The following is a 24,226-nucleotide window of genomic DNA, read 5'->3' as shown; positions in this document are numbered from 1 at the left end:
TCATCAAATGGCTCCGCCAGTAGGCGCTTGCCGCTAGGGCCAAGCCCGCCTAGGGAACGGGCTATTAGGGGAAGGGTGCTGCAAAAAGGGGCAGTGCACGTGGTAGATATTTCCGACTTGCCGACCAGCGCCAATCTGGTCGAACTTCTGCTGAAGCGCGCCGATGCACGGGGCGACCGGCCGTTTCTTTGGGCCAAGCACGATGGCAGCTGGCAATCGCTGAGCTGGAACGAAGTGGTGCGGCAGGTCTGCACCCTGGCGGAATCGCTGCGCGCCATGGGGCTGCAGGATGGCGACCGGGTGATGCTGGTCTCCGAAAACCGCCCCGAATGGTGCATCGCCGATTTCGCGATCATGGCGGCGGGCTGCATCACCGTCCCTGCCTATGTCACCAATACCGAGCGCGACCACCTGCACATCCTCGACGATTCGGGTGCAAGCGCGGTGATCGTGGCCAACGACAAGCTGGCCGTGCCGCTGCTGGGCGCGGTGCTGCGCTCGGGCAAGGCCAAGCATGTGATCGGGATCGAACCGCTGCGCATGGGCCAGCAGGGCACTTTCGCCTATCACGACTGGTCCAGGCTGACCGCGGGTGATGGCGCGGCGGCGCGGGTGGCGGTTGAGGCGCGGATCGCGGGGATCAGCCGGGCGGATACCGCCTGCCTGATCTACACCAGCGGCACGGGCGGCGCCCCGCGCGGGGTGATGCAGCACCACGGCTCGATCATCATGAACGTCGATGGGGCTGCGCGCGTGCTGGCCGAGGATTTCGGGCTGGACGAGGATGAGGCCTTCCTGTCGTTCCTGCCGCTGAGCCATGCCTATGAGCATACCGGCGGGCAGATGCTGCCAATCGGCGTGGGCGCACAGATCTATTACGCCGAGGGCCTCGAAAAGCTGGCCAGCAATATCGAGGAAACCCGCCCCTCGATCATGGTCGTCGTGCCGCGCCTGTTCGAGGTGCTGCGCGCCCGGATCATGAAGCAGATCGAAAAGCAGGGGAAGGTCGCCAACTTCCTGATGGACCAGGCCATGGCGATCGGTTCCAACAAGGCCGCCGGGCGCAAGCGCTGGCGCGACAAGCCGATGGACCTGGTGCTGGAAAAGACCCTGCGCCCCAAGATCCGCGCCAAGTTTGGCGGGCGGATCAAGGCCATGGTTTCGGGCGGCGCGCCGCTTAGCCCGGAAGTGGGCGTGTTCTTCGAATCGATGGGGCTGACCATGCTCCAGGGCTATGGCCAGACCGAGGCCGGTCCGGTGATCTCGTGCAATCGGCCCCAGGTGGGGCTGAAGATGGACACCGTCGGCCCGCCGCTCCACGGGGTGGAAGTGCGGATTGCCGAGGACGGCGAAATCCTGGTGCGCGGCGAGCTGGTGATGCACGGCTATTGGCGCAACCAGGTCGAAACCGACAAGGCGCTGAAGCCTGATCCGGCCGAACCCGACAAGGGCCCCTGGCTGCACACCGGCGATATCGGCCATATCGACGAGGCCGGGCGCGTTGTGATCACCGACCGCAAGAAGGACATGATCGTCAACGACAAGGGCGACAATATCTCGCCCGCTCGGGTCGAGGGCTTGCTGACGCTCCAGCCGGAAATCGCCCAGGCCATGGTGATCGGCGATCGCCGCCCCTACATCGTCGGGCTGATCGTGCCCGATGCCGAATGGGCGCTGGAATGGGCCCGCGAGCAGGACGAAAAATTCGACCTGAAGGCGCTGCAGGACCTGCCCGCCTTCCGCAGCGCCGTGCGCGCAGCGATTGACCGGGTGAACAAGGACCTGTCGGTAATCGAAAAGGTGCGCCAGTTCGCTTTCGCGGACGAGCCCTTCACCATCGACAACGAGGAGCTGACCCCCAAGCAGTCGATCCGCCGCCACAAGCTGAAGGAACGCTACAGCGAGCGGCTGGACGCGCTTTACAAGGGGTAAGGTCGCGGCTCAGGCCGCTTCCTTTTCCACCCATTCGGGGTAGAAGCTCGGCGCGCGGCTCGACCAGCCTGGCGCAGTGGCGGCGGCTTCGCTGATCGACTGGAGCAGGTGCTTGCGCCGTTCGGGCCGGATCTGCGGCAGCGCGGCGGCGGCGCAGAAGGCGCTCGGCAGGAAAGGCCGGACTTCGGCCCCCAGCAGCCGTTCGTAAAGGAAGCGGTAGGCCGAAAAGCAGGTCAACCGATCCTGCGCGATGTCGAAGGCGGTGACGCGCAGCAGCTTGCCCATGAAACCTTCCAGGCTTTCGAACGCGCTGTCGCCGGGCACCTGGCCGCGCAGGGCCTTGAGTTCCTGGTAGACCACGTACTGGCTGCGGATCGAGGCGGTTTCCTCGGCATCGCGGGCCCACAGCTTGAAGGCATCCTGCCGACCCAGCCCGACATCGAGGCTGCGCTTGATGTAGCGCTGCTCGCAGGGCGTGAAACTGGCGAACTCGCGCAGTTCGGCAATAGTCAGCGATGCGGTACCGGTATTGGCCATGATTGCCCCCTTGGTTCGGGAGCAGATCACCAGAATTTGGTTAGCATCGCGTTAACCGTGTCTGGTCAGGTGCGCTCATGACATCCGTCATGAGCTTACGGCAACGGCCGCCCTGACTTGAGGCAGCAAACCTAGATCAATCCGGCCAGCGGGCTGGAGGGATCGGCATATTTGCGGGTCGCCATCCGGCCGGAGAGATAGGCGTGGCGCCCGGCCTCGACAGCCAGCTTCATCGCCCGCGCCATGCGGATCGGATCCTTCGCCTCGGCAATCGCCGTGTTCATCAGCACTCCGTCGCAGCCCAGTTCCATCGCCACGGCGGCATCAGAGGCCGTGCCGACCCCTGCATCGACCAGCACCGGCACTTTCGCGCCTTCGACGATCAGGCGGATCGTCACCCGGTTCTGGATGCCAAGGCCCGAGCCGATCGGGGCGCCCAGCGGCATGACCGCGACCGCCCCGGCATCTTCCAGCTGCTTCGCCGCGATCGGATCGTCGGTGCAATAGACCATCGGCAGGAAGCCTTCCTTGGCCAGCACTTCGGTGGCGCGGATGGTTTCGACCATATTAGGGTAAAGCGTGCGGGCTTCCCCCAGCACTTCCAGCTTGACCAGGTCCCAGCCGCCCGCCTCGCGCGCCAGCCGCAGAGTGCGGATCGCGTCCTCTGCGGTGAAGCACCCGGCGGTGTTGGGCAGGTAGGTGATCTTCTTGGGATCGATGAAGTCGGTCAGCATCGGCGCCTTGGGATCAGACACGTTGACCCGGCGCACCGCCACCGTGACGATCTCAGCCCCCGAAGCCTCGACCGCGGCGGCGTTCTCGGCAAAGTCCTTGTACTTGCCGGTGCCGACGATCAGCCGCGAGCGGAAGGTCCGACCGGCGACCGTCCAGGTGTCTTGGGCCAGGGTATCATCGGACTGATGATCGCCGCCGCCGACGAAGTGGACGATTTCCAGCACGTCGCCATCGACCAGCGCCACGTCGCCCAGGGTCGAGCGCGGCACGATCAGGCCATTGCGTTCAACCGCGACCTTGGCCGGATCGAGTTCGAGGCTACGCACCAGATCGGCCACGGTGCCATGCGCGGCGCGGCGAGGTTCGCCATTGACGGTAAGGGAAAGCTGGTCGGTCATGCCCAGCGCAGATAGCGTTCGGGCAGATTTTGGCAATGGACCGATGGGACAGGTGTGGCGGACGGTTCAGCCCAGCCGCAGGTTGCGCCAGTGCGCCCAGGCCAGCAGGCTGACCCCGGCCATGGTCAGCACCGCTTCTTCCGTGCCGTGGCCGACGAACAGCGCCGCGGCCATCAGCGCCAGACCGGCGGCGCCAATCTGCAAGGGGCGCGGATCGCGGTGGCGGACCACGCCGATACCCAGCGTTATTGCCCCCACACCAATCGCCAGGGCCAGGCCAATGCGGTGGATCACCGGCGCGAACAGGAACTGCCCGCCCAGCCCCAGCCCGGCAACCAGCAAGAGCCCGGCGAGGCAGTGCAACAGGCACAGCCCGGACAGGAGCACGCCGAAACGGTCAAGCCGGCCGCGAATAAGGTTGATCGCATCGCGCATCGTTCCGGGCCTATATGTTACAATGTTACATGGCGCAATACGGTCTTCGGCATACGGTCCAAAAACCCGGCTTGCGCTTTTGCGGGCATCGGCGCAGTGAGCGGCCTGATGACTGCTCCCTCCCCTCGCCCCCTGGCCCTCGCCCGGTGGCTCTTCGCCGTAGCCGCCCTGGTCGTTTTCATCGTTGCCGTGGGCGGGATAACCCGCCTGACCGAATCCGGCCTGTCGATCACCGAATGGAAGCCGGTTTCGGGCATCCTGCCGCCGTTGAACGAGGCGCAGTGGGAAAAGGCCTTCGACGATTACAAGCAGATCCCGCAATACATCGAGGTAACCGGCCCGGCCGGCATGACCCTGGCGGATTTCAAGTTCATCTTCTTCTGGGAATGGGTTCACCGCGTGATCGCGCGGATCATCGGCCTCGCCTTTGCCATTCCCCTGGCCTGGTTCTGGATCAAGGGCGCGATTCCCAAGGGCTATCACGGGCGCTTGGTGGCCTTGCTGGCGCTGGGCGGACTGCAGGGGACGATTGGCTGGTGGATGGTCTCGTCCGGTCTCAGCAATGACATCCGGGTCAGCCATTTCCGCCTGGCAACGCACCTGCTGGTGGCGCTGTTCACCCTGGCCGGGCTGATCTGGACCGCACTGGACCTGCGCGCGCTCGCTCGGGGCGAGCCGCGCGCGCGGTTGACCGGGTTCACGGTGTTCGTCAGCCTAGCGCTGCTCGTGCAGCTGTTCTTCGGTGCCCTCGTCGCCGGCATGCGCGCGGGTTATGTCGCCGGGGCGGGCTGGTTCAACTGGGATGTCTGGCCGCTGATGCAGGGCAGCTTCTTCCCCGCCGGGATCGACTGGGCCATGGGTCAGGTCCACGCCCTGCTCAACGACCCGTTCCTGACCCATTTCGTCCACCGCTGGTGGGCCTGGGGCGTGGTGGCGATCCTCGTGGTCATGGCCCGCAAGCTCCGTCCGATCGACCGGCGCGCCTCGATCGCGATCCATGCCACCTTCGGCACCCAGGTGCTGCTGGGGATCGCCACGGTCTATAGCGGGGTGGAACTGTGGATCGCGGTGGCGCACCAACTGGTCGGTGCACTGCTGGTGGCAAGCGTGGCCTGGGGCGCCCACGCGCTGGGCCGCCGTCCGGCGTGATCCTGCGCCGGATCCTGCTGGCCGGCGTGGCGGGCCTGGCCACCACGTCTGCGGCGGTGGCGCACGCTTGCACTCCACCTTTGGCCCCGGCCAGCCCGGTCCGATTCATGCCACCAAGTGGCCCGGTCATGGTGTCGCGCACGCTGATTCGCGCCTTGCCCGATGGCAAGGAAGTGCGAACGGTCCGCCGCTATCGGGTCTGGTTCAGCCCCGACGGCGAAGGCTTCCGGATCGATGGCGAACTGGCCGAGGTGAAGGTGGAGGTGCCACCGATCCTCGAAGGACTGGCCGCGATCGAACGGTCGCGGACCGATCCTGGGCTGTTTCCGGTTCGGCTGGACGGTGCAGGTCATATCCAGCCCGGCCTGGCTACAACCGACGATGGCGCCCGCGTGCGAGCCGCCGCACTGGGCCAGGTCATGCTCAACCAGGCAACGCTGGCGCCGCCCACGCGTGCGCAGGCGAGCGCCATGCTGCAACAGGTCTCGATTGCCGCGGCCGGACAGACCGCCTGGCCCGCGGATCTGTTCAACCCCGCCGAGGCGGAACGACGTGAGCGCCGCGCCCTGGCCCTGCCCGGCGGCCAGCAGGGCTCGGTCGAAATCGCGATAACGGCCAGCGGCCGCAGCCCGGGGCGCCTGCCCGGCCGGGTCGAGCGGCTGGTGGTGACCGAGCTGGATGGAACGCGCCGCACTTCGCGCGAGGTCTGGACTTTCGCGCCGGCGGATTGACCCTCCAGTTGTTGCGGTATTATTTTACCTCTACGGAGAAGGGCCGCAAAGCTTGACTTTGGGGGCACTTTCCCCGAATGGGCCGCCTTCCCGCGTGGGCCGGAGCGATTCTGGCCCGCGTGACGAACAAGGGATCTGACCTTTTAACGGAACGGAGTTGCCATGAAGGCGCTTTCCAAGGTCACCCGGTCGATCAAGCCGGCCGAGGTGGAAAAGAAGTGGCATCTGATTGATGCCGAAGGCCTGGTGGTCGGCCGTCTGGCCGTCGTCATCGCCAATCATCTGCGCGGCAAGCACAAGCCGAGCTTCACCCCCCACGTCGATTGCGGCGATCACGTTGTCGTGATCAACGCCGACAAGGTGAAGCTGACCGGCAACAAGCTGAAGCAGAAGACCTATTACAAGCACACCGGCTATGCCGGCGGCATCAAGGAAGTGACCGCCGACAAGGTGCTGGACGGCCGCTTCCCCGAGCGCGTGCTCGAAAAGGCAGTTGAGCGCATGATCCCCCGTGGTCCGCTCGGCCGGGCCCAGATGCGCGCCCTTCACCTCTACGCCGGCACCGAGCACCCGCATGGTGGCACCCAGCCCCAGCCGCTCGACGTTGCTGCCATGAACCGCAAGAACAAGGTGGGTGCCTGATGTCCGACACCACGCTTAACGATCTGGCCGACCTGGGCGCTGCCGCCGACGTCGCCACCCCCGCCGCTCCGGCTGCGCCGCTCCGCGAAAAGGAAGTCGACGCCCAGGGCCGTGCCTATGCCACCGGTCGCCGCAAGGACGCGGTCGCCCGCGTCTGGATCAAGCCCGGCTCGGGCAAGGTGATCATCAACGGTCGCGATCAGTCGGTCTACTTCGCCCGTCCGACCCTGCGCCTCGTGATCGACCAGCCGTTCCAGGTTGCCGAACGCGCCGGCCAGTACGACGTGATCGCCACCGTCAAGGGCGGCGGTCTCTCGGGTCAGGCCGGTGCCGTGAAGCACGGCATTGCCCAGGCGCTGACCAAGTTCGAACCGGCCCTGCGCGGTGCGGTGAAGGCGGCCGGCTTCCTCACCCGCGATAGCCGCGTGGTCGAGCGCAAGAAGTACGGCCGCGCCAAGGCCCGCCGCAGCTTCCAGTTCAGCAAGCGCTGATCCCAGGAACCTGCCAGGACTTGCGGCTCATGCCGTTTGCAAAAGGGGTCGGCCGCAAGGCTGGCCCCTTTTTCGTTTCCCCGTTCGACCGGATCCGCGGATGACCACACCCCACGCCCCGCTTGCCGCTACCCCCAACCGGATGATGTTCAGCGGCCGGATCGGCTGGCTGCGCGGCGCGATCGGGGCCGGCCTGGCCATCGCCCTGACAGCGCTGGTCGCCCGACTGGCGCTCGGCTTCGATCCCGCCCTGCCCTGGCTGGTCGCCTCGATGGGGGCGTCGGCCGTGCTGGTCTTCGTGCTGCCGGCCAGCCCGCTGGCCCAGCCCTGGCCCGTGTTCGGCAGCCATATCGTGGCCGGTGCGATCGGCTTTGGCTGCCATGCGCTGTTCGGCCCGCACTGGGCGGCGGCGGGGCTGGCCGTGGGCGTGGCGGTCGCGGGGATGAGCCTGCTGCGTTGTCTCCATCCGCCCGCAGGCGGCACCGTGCTGCTGACCGCGCTGGCCAGCCCGGCAATTGCCGCCGAAGGGCTATGGTTCCTCGTGGCACCGCTGGGCCTCAACGTCATCGCGCTGCTGCTTGGCGGCCTCGCCTGGAACCGGTTGACCGGGCATTCCTATCCGCACCGACCGGCGCCGCAACCGCCGCAGTCCGACTGGCTCGGGCATGTCGAGGATGCCGATCTGGACGCTGTCCTGGCCGAATGGGACGAGGTGCTGGATGTCAGCCGCGCCGACCTGTCCGCGCTGGTCCATGCCGTCGAGGCCCGGGTCAGGGCACGGCGAGGCGTCTAGAGCGTCTGCACATCAACCGCGAAGCCGCCCGCCCCATCCAGCACCAGCCGGTTGAATGAGGGACGGGTGCTGCGCAGGCGCTGTGACAAGGTACCCGCACCGACGATCCTGATCCGGTGACCTTCCACCTCGACCTCGCGGTCGAAGGGGTCGTGGACATGGCCGGACAGGACAGCATGGGCCCCGGCCCGGGCCAAGGCCGCCAGCGCCCGCTTGCCACCACGGGTCGATGCGGTGGCCTGGGTATCGGCCTCGACCAGCGGGTGATGGCAGGCCACCAGCCGCAGCAGCGCTGCATCGTGGCGGGCGAGACCATGCAGGGTGGCCTCCAGATCCTTCGCGCTGACCCGCCCTTTCGACCAGTTGAGCCGTAGCTGGGCGCGGGCGATGGTCTTCAGCGAAACCACCGCCACGTCGGCACGAGCAATCTCGCTGCCCAGCCGGTGCTTCAGCGCGTGGAAATGGGCATAGGGCCGGGCCAGCCGCCGCAACATCAGGTGGTAATAGGGCACATCGTGGTTGCCCGGTTCGATCGAAACCGGCACCGGCAGGCGGGTCAGCCATTCGGCCGCCAGGCCGAACTCGCGCGCCGTGCCGCGCATGGTCAGATCGCCGGTGCAGATTACCCCGGCGGGCCGCTCGCGCTCCACTTCGGCGGCAAACCAGTCGAGCGCCTGCCGGTCTTCGTAGCCGAAGTGCAGGTCGCTGACGTGATAGAGTACGGTCTTGTCCATCGGTGCCGCGTTACACTCGCCCGGACAGGATCAGCCAGGCGGAAAGGCCATTGATCGCGCTGTAGCCAAGATAGAACCAGGCCCAGCCCGTCGATCCCGCCGCCACCATCAACATGGCGGTCAGCAGCATGGTGAACTCGATCGCCAGGCTGACCCGGCCACCCAGCGCCTGGAACAGCCAGGGCGCCTGGGCGAGCAGCGGATGGCCGCTATCGAGCACCGCGCGGTGCAGCGCGAAATTGCCGACGCCCAGCAGGAAAGTGACGATGAACAGCATCAGGCCGCCAGCCGTATCACGCGAATCGCGCGCCTGACAGCCGGTTCGTGCGTGGTTCGATTCATGCAGTTCGGCGGAATGGATCGGTCACTGGTCGGTGTCGAGCGCGTTTTATCGAACTAACACACTCTTCGGTCGAGCCCGGCGCGCCGCGTCCGCGTCACTCGGCTAGATGGGTTGCCGGGGCAAAGACGAAGCACACGCAAACAACGGAGATGAAACGATGTCCCGCAAGATTGCCAAGACGCTGATGGCCGCGATGGCGCTGACCTGCACCGGCCTTGCCGCAACCCCTGTCATGGCCCAGGCCCACGGTTCGGTGATCAAGATCGATGACCTGAACCTGATGTCCGAAGCCGGCCGCGCGACGCTGGACCGCCGCATCACCAGTGCCGAACGCCAGCAGTGCATGAATGCCTCGGTCACCGGATCGCGAACCCGCGCGGTACGGGCACAGAAGGCCTGCATGGCGGAAGTCCGCCGCCAGGCCGAAGCGCGTATCCCGGCCGCCAGGGAACTCTGAACAACCCCCGACCCTGCCCCCGGGGGTGGCCGGGCGCCAGCAAGGGAGACCGCAAGCTCCTGGCGCCCGGCCCCTGATGGGGTTGGTCGTCGCCTCAAGGCCCGGAGATGGTTGGTTTGAGGCGCGTCAGTCTGAAAGGAATCCGGACATGAACCGCATGATTGGTACTTCACTTGGCCTCTTGGCCGCCTGCCTCGCCGCCCCCGCTGTCGCTGGTTACGGCAGTGCGCTGGTAACCTGGTCCGATCTGGACCTTGCCAGTCCCAGCGGCCGCGCCACGCTGGAACAGCGCATCGATGTGGCGGCCAACCAGGCCTGCAAGGCGGTCACGATTACCGGATCGCGGATCCCCTCCGCAAGGGAGCGGGACAACTGCAAGGTCGAAGTGCGCCGCGAGCTGAGCAAGCGCCTGATTGCCGCGCAGCTGAAGAAGTAACCCCATCCGGGCGGATGGCCGGGCTGCCTCAGCGCCCGGCCATTGCCTTGGCCTTGGCCAGATAGGTCCGGCCAATCCTTACCGCGCTGCCGTCGGCCAGTTCGGCCGACCACACCCCCAGCCCATCGTGCCGAAGGCCGGTAATCCGGTCACGCCGCAGGATCGTGGAGCGATGCAGGCGGATGAACTGCGCAGGATCAAGCCGCGCTTCCAGCCCGGTCACCGTCTGGAGCAGCAGGTAGCTGCGATCACCCACATGCAATCGCACATAGTCGCGCTCGGCATCGATCCGGTCGACATCAGTCGCCGCGATCCGCAGCAGTTCCGAACGATAGGGTACCCAGAACTCGGTCAGCCAGTCCCCGCCCTGACCGGCCCGCTCGCCACGGCGGGCGATCGCGCGCGTGACCGCGCGTTCCAGCCGTTCAGGGGTGACGGGCTTCAGCACATAGTCGACCGCATCGAGATCGAAGGCCTCGACCGCGAAGTTCTCATGCGCGGTGACGAAGATCACCGCCGGGCGCGGGGTGCGTCCGGCCAGCGCCCTTGCCACAGCCAGCCCGTCCAGTTCGGGCATGGTCATGTCGAGCAGGACCAAGTCGGGGGACAGGGCATCGATCAGGCGCAGGGCAGCCGCGCCATCCTGGGCGGTTCCGGCCACGTCGATCGCGGCCAGATCGCGGCAGATCAGCTGCATCCGCTCGATCGCCAGCGGCTCATCATCGACGATCAGGGTGCGAAGCGGCGTCGCCGGCTGAAGGGTATCGGTCATCTCAGGGCTCAATCATGGTGTTCGAGGGGGAGGCGGATTACCGTGCGCCAGCCGCCGTCGGGCGCCGGGCCGGAATCGAGCTGGGCCGCGCTGCCATAGCGGGCGGCCAGGCGATCGCGGACGTTTGCCAGTCCGATGCCAAAGCCGCTGCCCGTGCCGACCTGGCCCGCCTTGGCGGCACCGGGCCCATCGTCGGAAACCTCGATCACCAGCCGGCCGTACTCGCTCCGCGCGGCAATGGTCAGGGTGACAGGCCGGGTCGTCGCGGCGACGGCATACTTGACCGAGTTTTCGACCAGCGGCTGCAGGATCATCCCTGGCATCCGGGCGTCGGCCAGTTCGGCCGGAATCTCGTAACGGGTGCGCAAACGGTCGGGAAAGCGGACGGCCTCGATCTCGAGATAGAGCCGCTGCAGCGCGATCTCCTGATCCAGCGCAACATCACCGGTCGGATCGCCGGCCAGGCTGCGGCGATAGAAGGTCGACAGCGTCTGGATCATCTGTTCGGCGGCCTGGGCCTTGCCGGTCATCACCAGGGCGGAGAGCGAATTGAGCGTGTTGAACAGGAAGTGCGGATTGACCTGGTAGCGCAGCGAGCGCAGCTCGGCCGCCTTGGCCGCGCGGCGATATTCACCCTCGCGCCGTTCCGCCGCACGCGCCTGTTCGGCATTGGCCAGCGAGAAGTAAAGCGCCGCCCAGGCCAGCAACAGATAGTAGCGACCCAGCGCCACGTCGGTCAGCTGACGCCAGCGCTGATCCTCACGCACTTCGGCGTCGATCGTGATCGCCGGCTGCTCGGCCGAAGCGGGCGGCGCGGGCGTTTCGGTGATCAGCGGCGGCGCCCCGGCGCTGGGAACGGCGCGGGCCAGCCCTTCCTGCTCGCGGTCGATCGGATCGATCAGCAGGTTGCCGGATTCGTCGGTCCGCACCCGCAGCCCTTCACGCTCACCGATCTTGGCGGTGACCTGCTCCTCGATCGAGGAAAAGACCCACTGGTTGATGCCAGCCAGCACGACCGAGGCGGGCAGGGCAACCAGCAGGACGGCCACAACCTTGATCCAGGCACGGCGCGGCTCAAGCAGGCGGAGGAGCGGCCAGAGGGCCAGGGTCACGCCCATCGAGGCGAGGGTGACCAGCCCCCGGCGCAGGAGCAGTGCGTCGATGAACTCCAGCCCGACCAGCCAGCCGCGCAGGGTGACGATGGCGAAATAGGCCAGCCATAGCCCCGCTACCGAGGCAAGGACGACCTTGAACGGCACGCGCGAGACGGTGTGGTTGGCTCCCTCCATGACGGTCAACCTAGCGGGAAACCGCCGGGTCTGACCAGCCACTTGGTCGAAGGCGGGCAGGCGTTGGTCGAACCGCCAAGGCTCAGCCCGTGGGCAGCAGGCCTTCCCTGGCGATCTTGTCCTTCCAGAAGCGCGGAGCCAGCTGGTGGACATTGTTGCCTTCGCTGTCCACCGCGACCGTCACCGGCATGTCCTCGACGGTGAACTCATAGATCGCTTCCATGCCCAGGTCCTCGAAGGCCACGACCTTGGCCTCGCGGATGGCGCGCGCCACCAGATAGGCCGCGCCGCCCACGGCCATCAGGTATGACACCTTGTGCTTGGCAATAATCTCGGTCGCACCCTGGCCGCGCTCGGCCTTGCCGATCATGGTCAGCAGGCCCAGCTCGCACATCATATCGGTGAACTTGTCCATGCGGGTCGCGGTGGTCGGCCCAGCGGGGCCCACCACTTCGCCCATCACCGGATCGACCGGGCCGACATAATAGATCGCGCGGCCCTTGAAATCGACCGGCAGGGGTTCGCCCTTGCTCAGCATGTCCTGGATGCGCTTGTGGGCCGCATCCCGCCCGGTCAGCATCTTGCCGTTCAGCAGCAGCCGGTCACCCTGCTTCCAGCCGCGCACTTCCTCGGCGGTCAGCGTGTCGAGGTTGACCCGCTTGGCCGCCTTGTCCGGCGTCCAGTGGACTTCGGGCCAATCGGCAAGGTTGGGCTTTTCCAGGAAGCTCGGCCCCGAACCATCCAGCGTGAAGTGCGCGTGGCGGGTGGCGGCGCAGTTGGGGATCATCGCCACCGGCTTGCCCGCCGCATGGCACGGCGCGTCATAGATCTTGACGTCGAGGATGGTCGACAGCCCGCCCAGCCCCTGGGCACCGATGCCCAGCGCATTGACCTTGTCGAAGATCTCGATCCGCATCGCCTCGATATCATTCTGGGGGCCGCGCGCCTTCAGCTGGGCCATGTCGATCGGTTCCATCAGCGACTGCTTGGCCAGCAGCATGCAGTGTTCGGCCGTGCCGCCGATCCCGATCCCCAGCATGCCGGGCGGGCACCAGCCGGCGCCCATCTGCGGCAGCATCTCGATTACCCAGTCGACGATATTGTCGCTGGGGTTCATCATCTTGAACTTGGACTTGTTCTCGCTGCCGCCGCCCTTGGCCGCGAGATCGATCGAGACCTTGCTGCCTGGCACCATGGTCACGTGCAGCACGCTGGGGGTGTTGTCGCGGGTGTTGCGGCGGGTGAAGGCCGGATCGGCCAGCACCGAGGCACGCAGCTTGTTTTCCGGGTGAAGATAGGCGCGGCGCACCCCTTCATCGACCACGTCCTGCAGCGAACGGTCGCTTTCGAGCCGGCAGTTCTGTCCCCATTCGACGAAGACATTGACGATGCCGGTATCCTGGCAGATCGGCCGGTGCCCTTCGGCACACATCCGGCTGTTGGTCAGGATCTGGGCAATCGCGTCCTTGGCCGCCGGGCCCTGCTCCGCCTTGTAGGCCTCGCCCAGCGCGCGGATATAGTCCATCGGGTGGAAATAGCTGATGAACTGGAGCGCGTCGGCGACGCTCTCGATCAGGTCTTCCTCGCGGATCGTCACCATTTCGGCCATTGCAACGCGCTCCTGAATCTGGGGTTTGCCCGCCCTTTAGTCATGCAATGGCCCTTGCGTCAAAGCGCTTGGCGCAGCACGGCGCTTCGCCTAGAAGCAAGGCGATTGTGCGGCTGTATTATTTGTGCAATACAGCTCCGCAAGGAAGGGTTCTGAAATGACTATCACTGCCGAGCGTCCGGGCACTGTCGATTTCGCTGCCGCCCGCCGCGCCATGATCGACAGCCAGCTGCGCCCCAGCGGGGTCAACGATCCCGCCGTACTCGATGCCTTTGCCCGCATTGCGCGCGAGGAATTCGTGCCCGCCGCCGCGCGCGGCCATGCCTATATCGACCGGGCGATCCCGTTGGACGATGGCCACGCGCTGGCCGCGCCGCTGTTCCATGGCCGGATGCTGACCGAGGCTGCACCGGTTGCGGATGATCGCGCGCTGGTGGTTACCGGCGGCAGCGTTTACCTCGCCGCGCTGGCCGAGCTGCTGGCCGGGTCAGTGACCGTCATCACCGCCGCCGATGCCGCTGCCGGCAAGGCCAAGGGTCGGTTCAGCCTGATCCTGGTGGACGGCGCGATCGAGCACTTGCCCGACAATCTTTCCGCCCGCCTCGAAGACGCTGGTCGACTGGTGACGGGCCTTGTCGAACGCGGGGTGACCCGTCTGGCGATTGGCCGCAAGGCCGCCGGGGCCGTGGCGCTGTTGCCACTGGCTGAAATGGGAATCCCGGTGCTGGCCGAATTCGCCGCGCCGAAACGCTGGAGCTTCTGAGCATGGCCACACGGCTGGGGCGCGCTATCCTGCTGGCGGGAATTGGCCTGGGGGCCGCTCCTGCCCTGGCCGATGACCTGCGCGAGGCGCTGGTGCTCGCTTACAATACCAATCCGATGCTCCAGGCCGCCCGCGCCCAGCAGCGCGCCGTTGACGCTGGCGTCGCGGTGGCCCGTTCGGTCGCCCTGCCGACGCTGAGCGGCGCGGCCACCCATACCGAGCTGATCAAGCGGTCCGCTTCCACCGTCGGCGGACCGCTGTCCGGACCCGTGCGCAACTTCTCCGCCGATCTCAATGCCGGGATGCCACTTTATGCCGGTGGCGCGATCCGCAATTCGATCAATGCCGCCAAGACCCGCGTTGAAGCCGGCCGCGCCGATCTGCGCGGGGCCGAGACCGAAGTGTTCAGCGCGGTGGTCGCCGCCTATATGGACGTGATCCTGAACCAGGCGGTGGTCAGCCTCAACCGCGGCCAGGTCGGCGTGCTGGAAGTGAACCTGCAAGCTACCAAGGACCGGTTCGAGATCGGGGACCTGACCCGGACCGACGTGGCGCAGTCGCAGGCCCGGCTCAGCCTGGCCAAGGGCCAGACCCGCGGGGCCGAGGCCCAGCTGGTCGCCGCGCGGGAGCGTTACATTGCCGTGGTTGGCAAGGAACCGGTCGACCTGCAGCCCCCGCCGCCGCTGCCGGGTTTGCCGGCCGATGTCGAACCGGCCGTCCAGGTGGCGCTCGATTCGAACCCCGACCTGCTCGCTGCCCGCCAGCGCAGCAAGGCCGCCGGGTACGACACGGCGGCTGCCGGTTCGGGCCGCTTGCCCACGGTGAGCGTGTTCACAGGCCTCGGTTACACTGATTACTACAACACCTTGGGCGGCGGTTCGCCGGCGCTCAACCAGTCGAGCACCACGGCCCAGGCCGGAATCCGGGCTTCGATACCCCTGTTCCAGGGCGGTCTGCCTGCGGCCCAGCGCCGCCAGGCCCAGGCCCGCGAAGGCGCGACGCTGGAACAGGAAATCGCGATCGAGCGGCAGATCGTCTCGGGCGTGCGCGCCGCTTTTGCCAGCTGGCAAGCCACGCGCGAGATCATCGATTCGTCGCAGGCCGCAGTCGATGCCGCCAAGCTCAGCCTCGAAGGCGTGAAGGCCGAGAACACGGTTGGCAACCGCACTATCCTCGACATCCTGAATGCCGAGCAGGAACTGCTCAACGCCCAGGTCCAACTGGTGACCGCCCAGCGCAACGCCTATGTCGCCGGGTTCAACCTGCTGGCCGCCATGGGCAAGGCCGAAGCGCGCGATCTCGCGCTCGATGGCGGGGCGCTGTACGATCCGGTCGCCAATTACGACCGGGTGGCAGGCAACATCTGGGATTGGGCCAGCGATCCCGCGCCAAAGGCTCAGGGCACACGCACCGTTGACACCAAGGCCCAGGACGGGTCAGTAAAGCCCCAGTGATTCCGTCCCGGATCGGGACGCCATGGGGGTTATGCGATGCGCCAGACCGGTGAACCTTCGGTCGAGGAAATCCTCGAATCGATCAAGAAGGTGATCGCACGCGACAATCGGGCAATTGCCGCGGTTGAACGCAAGGTGCGCGAAGAGCGCGGCCTGCGCCCCTCCCCCGAACCGGCCGAAGCAGCGGACGACGATGTCTTCGAACTCGATTCGTCGGCGGAACTGACCGAGGATGAAGCGGTCGACGAATCGCCACTGCTGCCCGAGGAGCGCGCCAGTTCGATGCGCGAATCGCTGGCCGCGCTGGCCATGCTGGCCGAACCCGGCGTCCCCCCGCAGATCGTCCGTTCGGGCGAAACCTCGCTTGAAGGGCTGACCCGCGAACTGCTGCGCCCGGCCCTGGCGGAATGGCTCGACAAGAACCTGCCGCCGCTGGTCGAACGCATGGTCGCAGCCGAGATCGCGCGGATCGTCGGCAAGAAGGTCTGACCCGCTGGCCGACCATCTCCCTGCCGAAATCGCCGAAGCCCGCACCCGGCTTGATCGGCTGGGCGGTCATGCCGTGCGCTGGCAGATCTTCCTCTGTGCCGATCCCGGCGAACCCAAGTGCTGCGACCTCGCCAGCGGGCAAGAGGCGTGGAAATTCCTGAAGAAGCGGCTGGGTGAACTCGGCCTGGGGGGCCACACCGGGGTGCTGCGCAACAAGGTGGGCTGCCTGCGGGTCTGCGCGGCCGGTCCGGTCGCGGTGGTCTGGCCCGGGCCGACCTGGTACCACTCATGCACGCCCGAAGTGCTGGAACGGATCATCCAGCAACACCTGATCGGCGGCGAGCCGGTGGCTGAATACCGCCTCGATCCGCCGGCTGCGACTCAGGGCTGAGCGCTCAGTCGCGTTCGTCGACAGCTTCGTCGTGGCCGGTTCCGCTGGAGAGGAACAACAGGGCCATCAGCGCCACCGTCAGCATCATGAAACCGGCCGTGCCCAGCACGGTCGCGATGTAGAGATGGATCGAGGGCAGGCCGAATTCGAGGGCCAGGTAAACGATCAAACCGACGCAGACCACCAGCGTGACCAGGGCCCAATTGCGCATCAGGCGCTTGTACCGGCCCCAGGCGATTGCAGCGAGTTCGGGATTTTCAAGCGGCGAACGGTTCATGGACCGCGCCATGCGCCTCTGCGCGCGGCAAGGCAAGAGGCAGGCCAGCGGGCGGGACGAATGGGCGGACTCGCCATCGCCGCCGGATCATGGCATCATCCGGTTCCGGCTGGGGGAGGATAGCCATGACCATTGGCCGCCTGATCGAGGGTCGCAGCGGCCCGATCATTTCAATCGATGTAGCGGCCACCGTGCGCGAAGCCGTCGCGCTGCTGGCCGAAAAGCGGATCGGCGCCCTGCCGGTACTGAAAGACGGGGCGATCGCCGGAATCTTTTCGGAACGCGATGTGGTCTATCGCCTCGCCGCAGTCGGCCCGGCGATGCTGGACGGCCCGGTGGGCGACGTGATGACCGCACCGGCCATCACGGTCGATCCGGCGACCGAGGTGCTCGAGGCACTGGGGCTGATGACCCGGCGGCGGATCCGGCACTTGCCGGTGGTGCGCGATGGGGCGATGATCGGCTTCGTTTCGATCGGCGATCTGGTGAAATACCGGATCGAACGGATCGAAAGCGAGGCCGAGGCCATGCGCAGCTATATTCAGAGCGCCTGACGCCACCTTGCGGGCCGGGGCTGCTCGGCCTACATCGGCACCATGGATGCGCCGACCATGAACCTCAGTCCCGCCGCCGCCGCGCGCGTGGCCTTCATTGCTGCCAAGCAGGGCAAGCCGGCTGCCTTGCGCCTGGCGGTCGAGGGTGGCGGCTGCTCGGGCTTCCAGTACCGCTTCGGCCTGGCCGAGAGCATCGACGACGATGACCTGGTGGTCGAGACCGATGGCGTGAAACTGGTGGTCGACCCGGTCAGCCTCGACCTGGTCGCTGGCAGCACGGTCGATTTCGTCGATTCGCTGGGCGGTTCTGCCTTCAAGGTCGAGAATCCGCAGGCAGCCGCCGGCTGTGGCTGCGGCTCCAGCTTCGCGGTCTGATCACAGCCGGTGCGGATCGCCTCGTTCAACATCAACGGGATCAAGGCCCGGCTGCCGCGGCTGCTCGAATGGCTGGCGGAAACCCGCCCGGCGGTCGCCTGCCTGCAGGAAATCAAGACCCAGGACGAGGGCTTTCCCGCCGCCGAGTTCGAGCAGATCGGTTATCAGGCCGTGTGGCACGGGCAGAAGGGTTTCAACGGGGTGGCCGTGCTGGCCGACGGGACCAGACCAGTCGTAGTGCAGCAAGGCCTGCCCGGAGACCCGGACGACGCGCAGTCCCGCTATCTTGAGGTCGAGGTGTTCGACACCCGGATCGTCAACATCTACCTGCCGAACGGCAATCCGCAGCCAGGCCCCAAGTTCGATTACAAGCTCGCTTGGATGGAGCGCCTGCGCACCCGGATGCGAGCCATCATGGCCGAGGAAGCGCCCGCCGTGGTGCTGGGCGATTACAACGTGATCCCGACCGACCGCGACATCTGGTCGCCCAAGGCCATGGCCGACGATGCGCTGATGCAGCCCGAATCGCGCGATGCCTACATGCGGCTTCTGGCCGATGGCTGGACTGATGCCATCGCCACGCACAATCCGCGCGGCGGAGTCTGGACCTATTGGGATTACCAGGCCGGGGCCTGGCAGCGCGATCACGGGTTCCGGATCGACCATGCCCTGCTTTCACCGGAGCTGGCTGACCGGTTACTGGCCTGCGGGGTCGACAAGGATCATCGCGGCCGGGAAAAGGCCAGCGATCACGCCCCGATCTGGGTCGAACTGCGCCGCTGAAGCCTTAGCAAAAGGAAGGGGGGCCGAAGCCCCCCGTTCCGATCAGCGGTAAAATCCGTTCAACGATAGAAAACGTGATTGTCGACGCGGGCCATGCGCTTGAGGCGCCAGCCGGGCGAGACATAGGCTGCGTGGAAGAACAGCGCGCCTTCCACCGGGCTGCGCCAGGTGCCTTCATGCGCGATCTGGGCAATCGCCACGGCATTCTTCCAATGGCGCGAATTGCGGTTGATCGTCGGCATCGACTTGCCGCGCACGAACGAGAACTGCGACGGCTGGTAAACCACGCCGCAATAGGTTTCCGGGAAGCGGCCCGACTTGGAACGGGTGACGATCACCCGGCCCACCGCCAGCTGGCCTTCCAGCGATTCACCCTTGGCTTCGAAATAGATCGCCCCGGCCAGGCAGGTGAGATCGTGTGAGAGCTCTTCGGGCTGGGGCTGGGCCACGACCAGATCTGCCAGGCTCGCGGCAACAGTGCTCTCCTCCGCGTCTTCCGACGGTAGCGGCTGGATCACCGGCTGGGAAATGGTCTGGATGGGGGGTTCTGCCTGGATCAGTGCGGGAACCTTGGTTTCCGCGGCAGCGCCCGAACCGTTGGCGCTGACCAGGATCATCATGAGGCTCGCGGCGACAGCGATGGCGCTGGCGCTGGCGCGGTTGAGCTTGGTACTGTTGTGAATGCGGCGCATTCGTCCGTCTTATTGGGCGGTGGACGCGCCCGGCGCAGGATGGGAAGGGGGCGGAAAAACCTAGATCAGACTGCCCCCGGCCGATAATCCTGCCGGCTGTCCCCCGTCTGCGTGCTAGCGCGAAGGGCCGAAACGCCGCCCGCGCCGCCTGCGCACAAACAAAGGTGCGCCCCCTTGATTCCGCAGTGCAGCAAAGTCAACCCACCGCTCACCCCGATCGGATGAACCGTTCACCATTCACGATATCCAGTTCGACAATCCACAGGTCGGGGTCCTGGTTACCACGGCGTGCCAGCCATTCCTGGATTTCCTGTCTGTTTTCAGGATCTTCAGCCTTGGCAAGGAGCCATTCCCGCGTACCGTCGGGACGCGGCATGCGTTCGAAAACTCGCGTATTTCCGCCCTTTTCGGTCAGGACGACAAGGATTGTCCCGCCATCGCGTTCACCTTTGCGCAGGACAGTGGCAAAGCCACCTGCCGCCTCGACCAGCCGGATCAGGGCGCCCACCTCGAACTGTGCGGGCAGGCGCGGTTCCATGGCCCTAACCGCCAAGCTTGGCGGCATAGCCCGGCAAGCCAGCCAGGGCGATGCGGCTGCGCATGAAGGTGCCGGTGCCGCGGCCAATTTCCTCGCCCTCGGCATCGACCAGCCGGCTTTCCGCGACCAGCACCCGCTTGCGCCCGGAAACCCAGCGCCCTTCGGCAATGACCTGCCCGGTGCGGACCGGCTTGGTGAAATGGAGGTTGAAGGCCGTAGTCAACAGGAAACGGTCGGTTACCAGCGTGTTGGCCGCATAGAAGGCGGCATCGTCCAGCATCTTGAAATAGATCGTGCCGTGCGCCGCCCCGGCCGCGTGATAGCAGCTCTCGGTCACGTTGAAGACGATCCGGGCGCTGCCTTCGCCGGTCACGGTCAATTCGGATTCGAACAGCCGGTTGACCGGTGCCGAGGCATAGAGGCTTTCCAGCGCGCGCCAGTGCAGCGCGGCACCGGTCACACCCCCGTCAGGCGGCGTCGCGGTCGATGACATTGGCAAGCAGGGCGTAAAGCGCCTCGGCCCCCGGGGCCTCGCTCAGCGCGGCATGCATGGCCTCGTCGCGCATCATCCGGCTGATCGCCGCCAGCGCATGGAGGTGCGCGGCCCCGGCGGCCTCGGGCGAAAGCAGGCCGAACACCAGATCGACCGGCATGCCATCGGCGGCATCGAAGGCGACCGGGGCTTCTAGCCGCTGGAACACGGCGACCGGGCGCGCCAAGCCGGGCAGGCGGGCATGGGGAATCGCCACGCCGCGCCCGAAACCGGTGCTGCCGAGCCGTTCCCGCTCTTCGATCCGTTCCAGCACCTGGACCGGATCGAGGCCATAGACTCCGGCGAATCGCTGCGCGAGCTGCTCGAGAATCGTCTGCTTGCTGTCAGCAGCGATAGTGCCGACGGCTTCGGGCAAGAGCGTGAAAAGTGCGGTCATGACAGTGGGATAGGTCCGAAACGGGGGGCGCTGGCACTGGCCAGGAGGCAAGGGAGGCGGAATCGCTGCCGCACCATCACCCCCTCACCCTCACCAAAGGTCAGGCGCGCCCATACTCTTATGGTCAGGAAGGTTCAACCCACCCGATTGACCCGTCGCCCCGGCGGTAGACCATGTTGTGTTTGCCGGTGGCGGCATTCTTGAACAGCAGGGCATTGGTATTGCGCAGGTCCAGCATCATCACCGCGTCGGAGACACTGGCTTCGGGCACGTCGACGCGGGTTTCGGCGATCACCACCGGGGCATCGACGGTAACCTCCTCTTCTTCGGCATCGGGCTCGATGAAGACGGTATAGGCCGCTTCCTCGGTTTTGATCGCATGGGCGGCGGCCTCGTGCCGGTCCTTGATCCGGCGCTTGTAGCGGCGCAGCTGCTTGTCGATCTTTTCCGCCGCCTGATCGAGCGCGACGTGGGCATCATGGGCAATGCCCGCGCCCTTGAGCACCAGGCCCTGCATCACATGGGTGACGATATCGGCCCGAAAGGCCCCGGCCGGGGCGCGGTTGAAGGTAACAGAGGAAGAGAGCGCGTTAGAGAAGTACTTGTTCACCACTGCGGAAATCCGTTCCTGGGCATGGGCCTGGAGCGCTTCGCCGGTTTCGATCTGGTGGCCGGATACGCGGATGTCCATGGGGTCTTCTCCTCTTGGTTGAATCAGGCCGATCCACTCAGGAACGCCATAGCGGCTCCTTCAGCGAATCGAGCAATGCGGCGTGGGCGGCCAGTTCGGCCTCGCTGGGTGCATGGGGGCGGGGCGCACGGAAGGGTCGATCGCGCTGCGGGCGGGCGACGGGCTCGGCCAGGCTGACCACATTGGCATCGGCCGCCAGTTCCAGCCCGATCTGCCGCCCGCCGGTCAGTTCGACATAGACCTGGGCCAGCAGCTCAGCATCGAGCAGCGCACCGTGGAGCGTGCGGTGGCTGCGATCGATGCCATACCGCGTGCACAGCGCATCGAGCGAGTTCTTGGCCCCGGGATGGCGGACCCGGGCGAGCGCCACGGTATCGATCATCCGTTCCTTTGAGAGCGGATCGAGCCCGCACATCTCCAGCTCCATGTTCACGAAGCCGAAGTCGAACCCGGCATTGTGCGCCACCAGCATCGAATCGCCGATGAATTCGAGGAACTCGGCGGCTTTCTCATGGAAGCGCGGCTTGTCGGAGAGGAAGGTGGCGGACAGGCCATGCACTGCTTCGGCCGCAGCGGGCATGTCGCGGTCAGGGTTGAAATAGCAGTGAAAAGTGGCGCCGGTCGTGACCCGGTTGACCATCTCGACACAGCCGATTTCCACCAACCGGTCACCGCTCCTGGGATCAAGCCCCGTGGTTTCGGTGTCGAAAATGATCTCGCGCATTACCCCCTAGATATCGGCCGGGGATTCGCCGCTGGCAAGGGGCCGACTCGCTAATTCTTTGCACCGGTGATCGCATGGACAAGGCGCGCCACCGCATGGCGCGTTTCGGCCAGCGAAGTACCGGTATCGATCACATGATCGGCCCGCGCCCGCTTTTCGGCATCTGGCACCTGCAACTTGAGGATCTGGGCGAACTTTTCCTCGGTCATCCCCGGCCGGGCCAGGACCCGTTCGCGCTGCTGCTCGTAAGGGGCAGAGACCACGGCGACGGCATCGAGCCCGTGATTGCCGGTCTTCTCGAACAGCAACGGGATATCGAACACGATCAGCGGGGCATCGGCATTGTCAGCCAGGAAGGCCCGGCGCATTTCCGCCACTTCGGGGTGAACGATCGATTCGAGCAGTTTGAGCGCCTCGGGATTGCCGAAAACGGCAGCGCCCAACTTCTGCCGGTCGACCCCCTGCGCACCGGTCGTGCCGGGAAAGGCGCGCTCGATCGGCGCAAGGCAGGCACCGCCCGGCCCCTGCAACTCGTGGACCGCGGCATCGGCATCGAACACCGGCACGCCAAGGCCGCGCAACATCGCGGCGACTGCGCTCTTGCCCATACCGATCGAACCGGTGAGGCCGAGGATGAAGGGACGCTTTTCGGTCATTTCGTGAGCAGGCTCCGCAATTCGGTATCGGCGCGGCGCGGCGCAGGCTGGCCGAAGAACTTCTCGAATGCGACCGCCGCCTGGCCGATCAGCATGGCCAGGCCATCGATCGTGACGAGGCCCTGCGCCCGCGCATCCTGCAGCAATTGCGTGTCGAGCGGCGACGTCACAATATCATAGGCAACTGAATTACCAAGAAATCCACCCCAGTGCAGGTCAAGCGGCGGGTGGCCGGTCATGCCGAGTGGGGTGGCGTTGATGACCAAGCTGAACACCTCGGCATCAGCGGGGCGCAGCGGCCCGGCGGGCAGGGCGGCCAAATCGAGCAGAAAGTCCTCGTCGCGGCCCAGATAGTCGAAGAATTCGGCCCGGGCCTTGGCCGGGTTGCGGCTGATTGACCAGATCAGGAACTCGTGGTGAAACAGCGCATCAATGATCGCCCGCGCCGCGCCGCCGGTGCCGATGACATAGGCGAAGCGGTATTCCTGCTCCCCCAACAGCGGCAGGACCGGTTCCATAAATCCTGGTGCATCAGTGTTATAGCCCGTCAGCAGGCCATCGGTCCCGCGCACCACGGTGTTGACCGCGCCGATCCGCTCGGCCTCGGGATCGAGGGCATCGAGCAGGGACATGACCGCCTGCTTGTGCGGCATGGTGACGTTGCAGCCGCGCCAGGCCGGATCGGTGCGCCGCGTGGCGATGTAAGCGGCGAGGCCCTCTGCCGTGACATGACAGGCACGGTATTCTGCGGCGATCCCGAGCTGTTCCAGCCAGAAACCATGGATCGCGGGCGACTTCGACTGGGCGATCGGATCGCCGATCACTTCGGCGTAGGGCACAGTCACGCCACCAGCACTCCACGGGCACGCAAGGCCCCCAGCACGGGTAGCAAAGGCATACCAAGGACGGTGAAATGACTGCCTTCGATAGCCTCGAACAATTGTACCCCCAGCGCCTCGATCCGGAACACCCCGACACAGGCGGCAACGGCCGGCCATTCGGCGGCGAGGTAGCTTTCGATGAAGGCCTCGCTCAGGTGGCGAACCTGCAGCCGAGCGCAGTCGGCATGGTCCCAATAGGTATGGCCATTGCGGGCGAGGGCGGCCGCGCTGTGCAGTTCCATCACCTTGCCCGAGAAGAAGGCGAGGTGCTGCGCCGCCTCGTGCCGACCGCCCGGCTTGTCGAACCGCCGCCCCTCGACCGAAACCAGCGAATCGCTCCCCAGCACCCAGGCATCGGGCACTTCGCGCGAGACCGCGAGCGCCTTGGCCCGGGCCAACGCCAGCGCCACTTCGGCCGGCGGCGCACCGCCCATCTCGGCCTCGATCGCGCGTTCGTCGACCGCGGCCGGCCGGGCCACGAAATCGACCCCGGCAGCTTCGAGCATGGCCCGGCGCGAGCCGCTCTGCGAGGCGAGCACCAGCAGG

General features: G+C 66.4%; 33 protein-coding genes. 15 read left to right on the top strand and 18 right to left on the bottom strand.

The annotated features are described in order from the left end of the window. Positions 1–99 precede the first annotated feature (99 nt). The gene (locus O9281_RS09445; protein WP_298184906.1) at positions 100–1,932 is read left to right on the top strand and encodes a long-chain fatty acid--CoA ligase; all 1,833 of its coding nucleotides are present in this window, start codon (positions 100–102) and stop codon (positions 1,930–1,932) included. A 9-nt stretch (positions 1,933–1,941) separates the two neighbouring features. Here the strand turns inward: O9281_RS09445 and O9281_RS09440 are convergent, their stop codons facing one another. The 3 genes from O9281_RS09440 to O9281_RS09430 form a co-directional block, all read right to left on the bottom strand. Continuing rightward, positions 1,942–2,469, bottom strand: a complete 528-nt coding sequence (locus O9281_RS09440) for a hypothetical protein (RefSeq protein ID WP_298184904.1) — start codon at positions 2,467–2,469, stop codon at positions 1,942–1,944. Between the two features lie 131 nt (positions 2,470–2,600). Continuing rightward, positions 2,601–3,602 carry a sulfur carrier protein ThiS gene (gene thiS, locus O9281_RS09435; protein WP_298184902.1) on the bottom strand — a complete coding sequence of 334 codons (1,002 nt, stop codon included), beginning with the start codon at positions 3,600–3,602 and terminating at the stop codon, positions 2,601–2,603. 66 nt (positions 3,603–3,668) lie between these two features. Next, on the bottom strand, positions 3,669–4,037 hold the full coding sequence (locus O9281_RS09430; RefSeq protein ID WP_298184899.1) for a MerC domain-containing protein: 369 nt from the start codon (positions 4,035–4,037) through the stop codon (positions 3,669–3,671). Positions 4,038–4,145: 108 nt separating this feature from the next. On the opposite strand from O9281_RS09430, the gene O9281_RS09425 reads away from it, so the two are divergent. From O9281_RS09425 to O9281_RS09405, 5 genes are all read left to right on the top strand, one after another. Then, positions 4,146–5,186, top strand: coding sequence for a COX15/CtaA family protein (locus O9281_RS09425; RefSeq protein WP_298184898.1), 1,041 nt, complete (start codon positions 4,146–4,148; stop codon positions 5,184–5,186). Further along, entirely contained in the window at positions 5,183–5,917 is a 735-nt protein-coding gene (locus tag O9281_RS09420) for a hypothetical protein (protein WP_298184897.1), read from the top strand. The genes O9281_RS09425 and O9281_RS09420 overlap by 4 nt, the downstream gene beginning before the upstream one ends. Before the next feature lie 162 nt (positions 5,918–6,079). Then, entirely contained in the window at positions 6,080–6,559 is a 480-nt protein-coding gene (gene rplM / locus O9281_RS09415; RefSeq protein WP_298184895.1) for a 50S ribosomal protein L13, read from the top strand. Further along, the gene (rpsI, locus tag O9281_RS09410) at positions 6,559–7,050 is read left to right on the top strand and encodes a 30S ribosomal protein S9 (protein WP_298184893.1); all 492 of its coding nucleotides are present in this window, start codon (positions 6,559–6,561) and stop codon (positions 7,048–7,050) included. The genes rplM and rpsI overlap by 1 nt, the downstream gene beginning before the upstream one ends. Before the next feature lie 100 nt (positions 7,051–7,150). After that, positions 7,151–7,843: an HPP family protein gene (locus O9281_RS09405; protein ID WP_298184891.1), complete on the top strand. Its 693-nt coding sequence runs from the start codon at positions 7,151–7,153 to the stop codon at positions 7,841–7,843. On the opposite strand, the gene O9281_RS09400 is transcribed toward O9281_RS09405, so the two are convergent. Both O9281_RS09400 and O9281_RS09395 read right to left on the bottom strand, forming a co-directional pair. Then, on the bottom strand, positions 7,840–8,577 hold the full coding sequence (locus O9281_RS09400) for a metallophosphoesterase (protein WP_298184889.1): 738 nt from the start codon (positions 8,575–8,577) through the stop codon (positions 7,840–7,842). The two genes, O9281_RS09405 and O9281_RS09400, sit on opposite strands and share 4 nt — an antisense overlap. A 10-nt stretch (positions 8,578–8,587) precedes the next feature. Beyond that, positions 8,588–8,854, bottom strand: a complete 267-nt coding sequence (locus tag O9281_RS09395) for a hypothetical protein (protein WP_363321468.1) — start codon at positions 8,852–8,854, stop codon at positions 8,588–8,590. A gap of 223 nt (positions 8,855–9,077) precedes the next feature. Between O9281_RS09395 and O9281_RS09390 the strand changes: the two genes are divergently transcribed. Beyond that, on the top strand, positions 9,078–9,377 hold the full coding sequence (locus O9281_RS09390) for a UrcA family protein (protein WP_298184887.1): 300 nt from the start codon (positions 9,078–9,080) through the stop codon (positions 9,375–9,377). A gap of 148 nt (positions 9,378–9,525) precedes the next feature. Beyond that, a complete protein-coding gene (locus O9281_RS09385; protein ID WP_298184885.1) occupies positions 9,526–9,813 on the top strand; it encodes a UrcA family protein in 288 nt (95 codons plus the stop codon). Between the two features lie 28 nt (positions 9,814–9,841). Here the strand turns inward: O9281_RS09385 and O9281_RS09380 are convergent, their stop codons facing one another. The 3 genes from O9281_RS09380 to O9281_RS09370 all read right to left on the bottom strand — a co-directional run bounded on the left by O9281_RS09380 (position 9,842) and on the right by O9281_RS09370 (position 13,483). Further along, positions 9,842–10,585: a LytTR family DNA-binding domain-containing protein gene (locus tag O9281_RS09380; protein ID WP_298184883.1), complete on the bottom strand. Its 744-nt coding sequence runs from the start codon at positions 10,583–10,585 to the stop codon at positions 9,842–9,844. Positions 10,586–10,593: 8 nt separating this feature from the next. Further along, positions 10,594–11,874, bottom strand: a complete 1,281-nt coding sequence (locus tag O9281_RS09375; protein WP_298184881.1) for a sensor histidine kinase — start codon at positions 11,872–11,874, stop codon at positions 10,594–10,596. Between the two features lie 82 nt (positions 11,875–11,956). After that, entirely contained in the window at positions 11,957–13,483 is a 1,527-nt protein-coding gene (locus tag O9281_RS09370) for a fumarate hydratase (RefSeq protein ID WP_298184879.1), read from the bottom strand. Between the two features lie 157 nt (positions 13,484–13,640). Here O9281_RS09370 and O9281_RS09365 point away from each other — a divergent pair, with 157 nt between their 5' ends. The 4 genes from O9281_RS09365 (at position 13,641) to O9281_RS09350 (ending at position 16,580) form a co-directional block, all read left to right on the top strand. Continuing rightward, a complete protein-coding gene (locus O9281_RS09365; protein WP_298184877.1) occupies positions 13,641–14,246 on the top strand; it encodes a protein-L-isoaspartate O-methyltransferase in 606 nt (201 codons plus the stop codon). A 2-nt stretch (positions 14,247–14,248) separates the two neighbouring features. Next, the gene (locus tag O9281_RS09360) at positions 14,249–15,700 is read left to right on the top strand and encodes a TolC family outer membrane protein (RefSeq protein ID WP_298184875.1); all 1,452 of its coding nucleotides are present in this window, start codon (positions 14,249–14,251) and stop codon (positions 15,698–15,700) included. Positions 15,701–15,736: 36 nt separating this feature from the next. Continuing rightward, complete coding sequence (locus O9281_RS09355; RefSeq protein WP_298184873.1) at positions 15,737–16,189, top strand: DUF2497 domain-containing protein; 453 nt, start codon at positions 15,737–15,739, stop codon at positions 16,187–16,189. Positions 16,190–16,262: 73 nt separating this feature from the next. Then, positions 16,263–16,580: a (2Fe-2S) ferredoxin domain-containing protein gene (locus O9281_RS09350; RefSeq protein WP_363321467.1), complete on the top strand. Its 318-nt coding sequence runs from the start codon at positions 16,263–16,265 to the stop codon at positions 16,578–16,580. A 4-nt stretch (positions 16,581–16,584) separates the two neighbouring features. Here the strand turns inward: O9281_RS09350 and O9281_RS09345 are convergent, their stop codons facing one another. Then, complete coding sequence (locus O9281_RS09345) at positions 16,585–16,857, bottom strand: hypothetical protein (RefSeq protein ID WP_298184872.1); 273 nt, start codon at positions 16,855–16,857, stop codon at positions 16,585–16,587. A gap of 125 nt (positions 16,858–16,982) precedes the next feature. On the opposite strand from O9281_RS09345, the gene O9281_RS09340 reads away from it, so the two are divergent. From O9281_RS09340 to xth, 3 genes are read left to right on the top strand one after another with little or no spacing between them, the layout of a single operon-like run. Further along, complete coding sequence (locus O9281_RS09340; protein ID WP_298184870.1) at positions 16,983–17,411, top strand: CBS domain-containing protein; 429 nt, start codon at positions 16,983–16,985, stop codon at positions 17,409–17,411. Positions 17,412–17,453: 42 nt separating this feature from the next. Continuing rightward, positions 17,454–17,786: an iron-sulfur cluster insertion protein ErpA gene (gene erpA / locus O9281_RS09335; protein WP_298184869.1), complete on the top strand. Its 333-nt coding sequence runs from the start codon at positions 17,454–17,456 to the stop codon at positions 17,784–17,786. Between the two features lie 9 nt (positions 17,787–17,795). Further along, the gene (xth, locus tag O9281_RS09330) at positions 17,796–18,569 is read left to right on the top strand and encodes an exodeoxyribonuclease III (protein ID WP_298184867.1); all 774 of its coding nucleotides are present in this window, start codon (positions 17,796–17,798) and stop codon (positions 18,567–18,569) included. Positions 18,570–18,628: 59 nt separating this feature from the next. On the opposite strand, the gene O9281_RS09325 is transcribed toward xth, so the two are convergent. The 9 genes from O9281_RS09325 to O9281_RS09285 form a co-directional block, all read right to left on the bottom strand. Next, positions 18,629–19,261, bottom strand: a complete 633-nt coding sequence (locus O9281_RS09325) for a cell wall hydrolase (protein WP_298184865.1) — start codon at positions 19,259–19,261, stop codon at positions 18,629–18,631. 208 nt (positions 19,262–19,469) lie between these two features. Beyond that, positions 19,470–19,799: a DUF1491 family protein gene (locus tag O9281_RS09320; protein WP_298184863.1), complete on the bottom strand. Its 330-nt coding sequence runs from the start codon at positions 19,797–19,799 to the stop codon at positions 19,470–19,472. A 4-nt stretch (positions 19,800–19,803) separates the two neighbouring features. After that, positions 19,804–20,292 carry a PaaI family thioesterase gene (locus tag O9281_RS09315; protein WP_298184861.1) on the bottom strand — a complete coding sequence of 163 codons (489 nt, stop codon included), beginning with the start codon at positions 20,290–20,292 and terminating at the stop codon, positions 19,804–19,806. After that, positions 20,267–20,728 carry a PTS sugar transporter subunit IIA gene (locus O9281_RS09310; RefSeq protein WP_298184859.1) on the bottom strand — a complete coding sequence of 154 codons (462 nt, stop codon included), beginning with the start codon at positions 20,726–20,728 and terminating at the stop codon, positions 20,267–20,269. The genes O9281_RS09315 and O9281_RS09310 overlap by 26 nt, the downstream gene beginning before the upstream one ends. 124 nt (positions 20,729–20,852) lie before the next feature. Further along, a complete protein-coding gene (raiA, locus tag O9281_RS09305; RefSeq protein ID WP_298184857.1) occupies positions 20,853–21,419 on the bottom strand; it encodes a ribosome-associated translation inhibitor RaiA in 567 nt (188 codons plus the stop codon). 37 nt (positions 21,420–21,456) lie between these two features. Beyond that, a complete protein-coding gene (gene dnaQ / locus O9281_RS09300; protein WP_298184855.1) occupies positions 21,457–22,143 on the bottom strand; it encodes a DNA polymerase III subunit epsilon in 687 nt (228 codons plus the stop codon). A 50-nt stretch (positions 22,144–22,193) separates the two neighbouring features. Continuing rightward, the gene (coaE, locus tag O9281_RS09295) at positions 22,194–22,799 is read right to left on the bottom strand and encodes a dephospho-CoA kinase (RefSeq protein ID WP_298184853.1); all 606 of its coding nucleotides are present in this window, start codon (positions 22,797–22,799) and stop codon (positions 22,194–22,196) included. Then, a complete protein-coding gene (locus O9281_RS09290) occupies positions 22,796–23,644 on the bottom strand; it encodes a shikimate dehydrogenase (RefSeq protein WP_298184851.1) in 849 nt (282 codons plus the stop codon). The genes coaE and O9281_RS09290 overlap by 4 nt, the downstream gene beginning before the upstream one ends. After that, complete coding sequence (locus O9281_RS09285) at positions 23,641–24,225, bottom strand: Maf family protein (protein WP_298185035.1); 585 nt, start codon at positions 24,223–24,225, stop codon at positions 23,641–23,643. The genes O9281_RS09290 and O9281_RS09285 overlap by 4 nt, the downstream gene beginning before the upstream one ends. Position 24,226: the final 1 nt, after the last annotated feature.

The sequence above is a fragment of the Novosphingobium sp. genome, from assembly GCF_027531025.1.
Classification (GTDB): domain Bacteria; phylum Pseudomonadota; class Alphaproteobacteria; order Sphingomonadales; family Sphingomonadaceae; genus Novosphingobium.
Note: the sequence above shows the minus strand (reverse complement) of the source record. Positions and strands in the feature narration are given on the sequence as shown.

What these genes read in the sequence shown, in the direction of transcription:
- O9281_RS09365 (WP_298184877.1), top strand. Translation starts at nt 13,641, where the DNA reads ATGACTATCACTGCCGAGCGTCCGGGCACTGTCGATTTCGCTGCCGCC.
- O9281_RS09320 (WP_298184863.1), bottom strand. Translation starts at nt 19,799, where the DNA reads ATGGAACCGCGCCTGCCCGCACAGTTCGAGGTGGGCGCCCTGATCCGG.
- O9281_RS09400 (WP_298184889.1), bottom strand. Translation starts at nt 8,577, where the DNA reads ATGGACAAGACCGTACTCTATCACGTCAGCGACCTGCACTTCGGCTAC.
- O9281_RS09380 (WP_298184883.1), bottom strand. Translation starts at nt 10,585, where the DNA reads ATGACCGATACCCTTCAGCCGGCGACGCCGCTTCGCACCCTGATCGTC.
- O9281_RS09430 (WP_298184899.1), bottom strand. Translation starts at nt 4,037, where the DNA reads ATGCGCGATGCGATCAACCTTATTCGCGGCCGGCTTGACCGTTTCGGC.
- O9281_RS09375 (WP_298184881.1), bottom strand. Translation starts at nt 11,874, where the DNA reads ATGGAGGGAGCCAACCACACCGTCTCGCGCGTGCCGTTCAAGGTCGTC.
- O9281_RS09440 (WP_298184904.1), bottom strand. Translation starts at nt 2,469, where the DNA reads ATGGCCAATACCGGTACCGCATCGCTGACTATTGCCGAACTGCGCGAG.
- erpA (WP_298184869.1), top strand. Translation starts at nt 17,454, where the DNA reads ATGGATGCGCCGACCATGAACCTCAGTCCCGCCGCCGCCGCGCGCGTG.
- O9281_RS09390 (WP_298184887.1), top strand. Translation starts at nt 9,078, where the DNA reads ATGTCCCGCAAGATTGCCAAGACGCTGATGGCCGCGATGGCGCTGACC.
- O9281_RS09405 (WP_298184891.1), top strand. Translation starts at nt 7,151, where the DNA reads ATGACCACACCCCACGCCCCGCTTGCCGCTACCCCCAACCGGATGATG.
- O9281_RS09355 (WP_298184873.1), top strand. Translation starts at nt 15,737, where the DNA reads ATGCGCCAGACCGGTGAACCTTCGGTCGAGGAAATCCTCGAATCGATC.
- thiS (WP_298184902.1), bottom strand. Translation starts at nt 3,602, where the DNA reads ATGACCGACCAGCTTTCCCTTACCGTCAATGGCGAACCTCGCCGCGCC.
- O9281_RS09425 (WP_298184898.1), top strand. Translation starts at nt 4,146, where the DNA reads ATGACTGCTCCCTCCCCTCGCCCCCTGGCCCTCGCCCGGTGGCTCTTC.
- dnaQ (WP_298184855.1), bottom strand. Translation starts at nt 22,143, where the DNA reads ATGCGCGAGATCATTTTCGACACCGAAACCACGGGGCTTGATCCCAGG.
- O9281_RS09360 (WP_298184875.1), top strand. Translation starts at nt 14,249, where the DNA reads ATGGCCACACGGCTGGGGCGCGCTATCCTGCTGGCGGGAATTGGCCTG.
- O9281_RS09315 (WP_298184861.1), bottom strand. Translation starts at nt 20,292, where the DNA reads ATGTCATCGACCGCGACGCCGCCTGACGGGGGTGTGACCGGTGCCGCG.
- rplM (WP_298184895.1), top strand. Translation starts at nt 6,080, where the DNA reads ATGAAGGCGCTTTCCAAGGTCACCCGGTCGATCAAGCCGGCCGAGGTG.
- O9281_RS09370 (WP_298184879.1), bottom strand. Translation starts at nt 13,483, where the DNA reads ATGGCCGAAATGGTGACGATCCGCGAGGAAGACCTGATCGAGAGCGTC.
- O9281_RS09385 (WP_298184885.1), top strand. Translation starts at nt 9,526, where the DNA reads ATGAACCGCATGATTGGTACTTCACTTGGCCTCTTGGCCGCCTGCCTC.
- raiA (WP_298184857.1), bottom strand. Translation starts at nt 21,419, where the DNA reads ATGGACATCCGCGTATCCGGCCACCAGATCGAAACCGGCGAAGCGCTC.
- coaE (WP_298184853.1), bottom strand. Translation starts at nt 22,799, where the DNA reads ATGACCGAAAAGCGTCCCTTCATCCTCGGCCTCACCGGTTCGATCGGT.
- O9281_RS09325 (WP_298184865.1), bottom strand. Translation starts at nt 19,261, where the DNA reads ATGCGCCGCATTCACAACAGTACCAAGCTCAACCGCGCCAGCGCCAGC.
- O9281_RS09310 (WP_298184859.1), bottom strand. Translation starts at nt 20,728, where the DNA reads ATGACCGCACTTTTCACGCTCTTGCCCGAAGCCGTCGGCACTATCGCT.
- rpsI (WP_298184893.1), top strand. Translation starts at nt 6,559, where the DNA reads ATGTCCGACACCACGCTTAACGATCTGGCCGACCTGGGCGCTGCCGCC.
- O9281_RS09395 (WP_363321468.1), bottom strand. Translation starts at nt 8,854, where the DNA reads ATGCTGTTCATCGTCACTTTCCTGCTGGGCGTCGGCAATTTCGCGCTG.
- O9281_RS09345 (WP_298184872.1), bottom strand. Translation starts at nt 16,857, where the DNA reads ATGAACCGTTCGCCGCTTGAAAATCCCGAACTCGCTGCAATCGCCTGG.
- O9281_RS09340 (WP_298184870.1), top strand. Translation starts at nt 16,983, where the DNA reads ATGACCATTGGCCGCCTGATCGAGGGTCGCAGCGGCCCGATCATTTCA.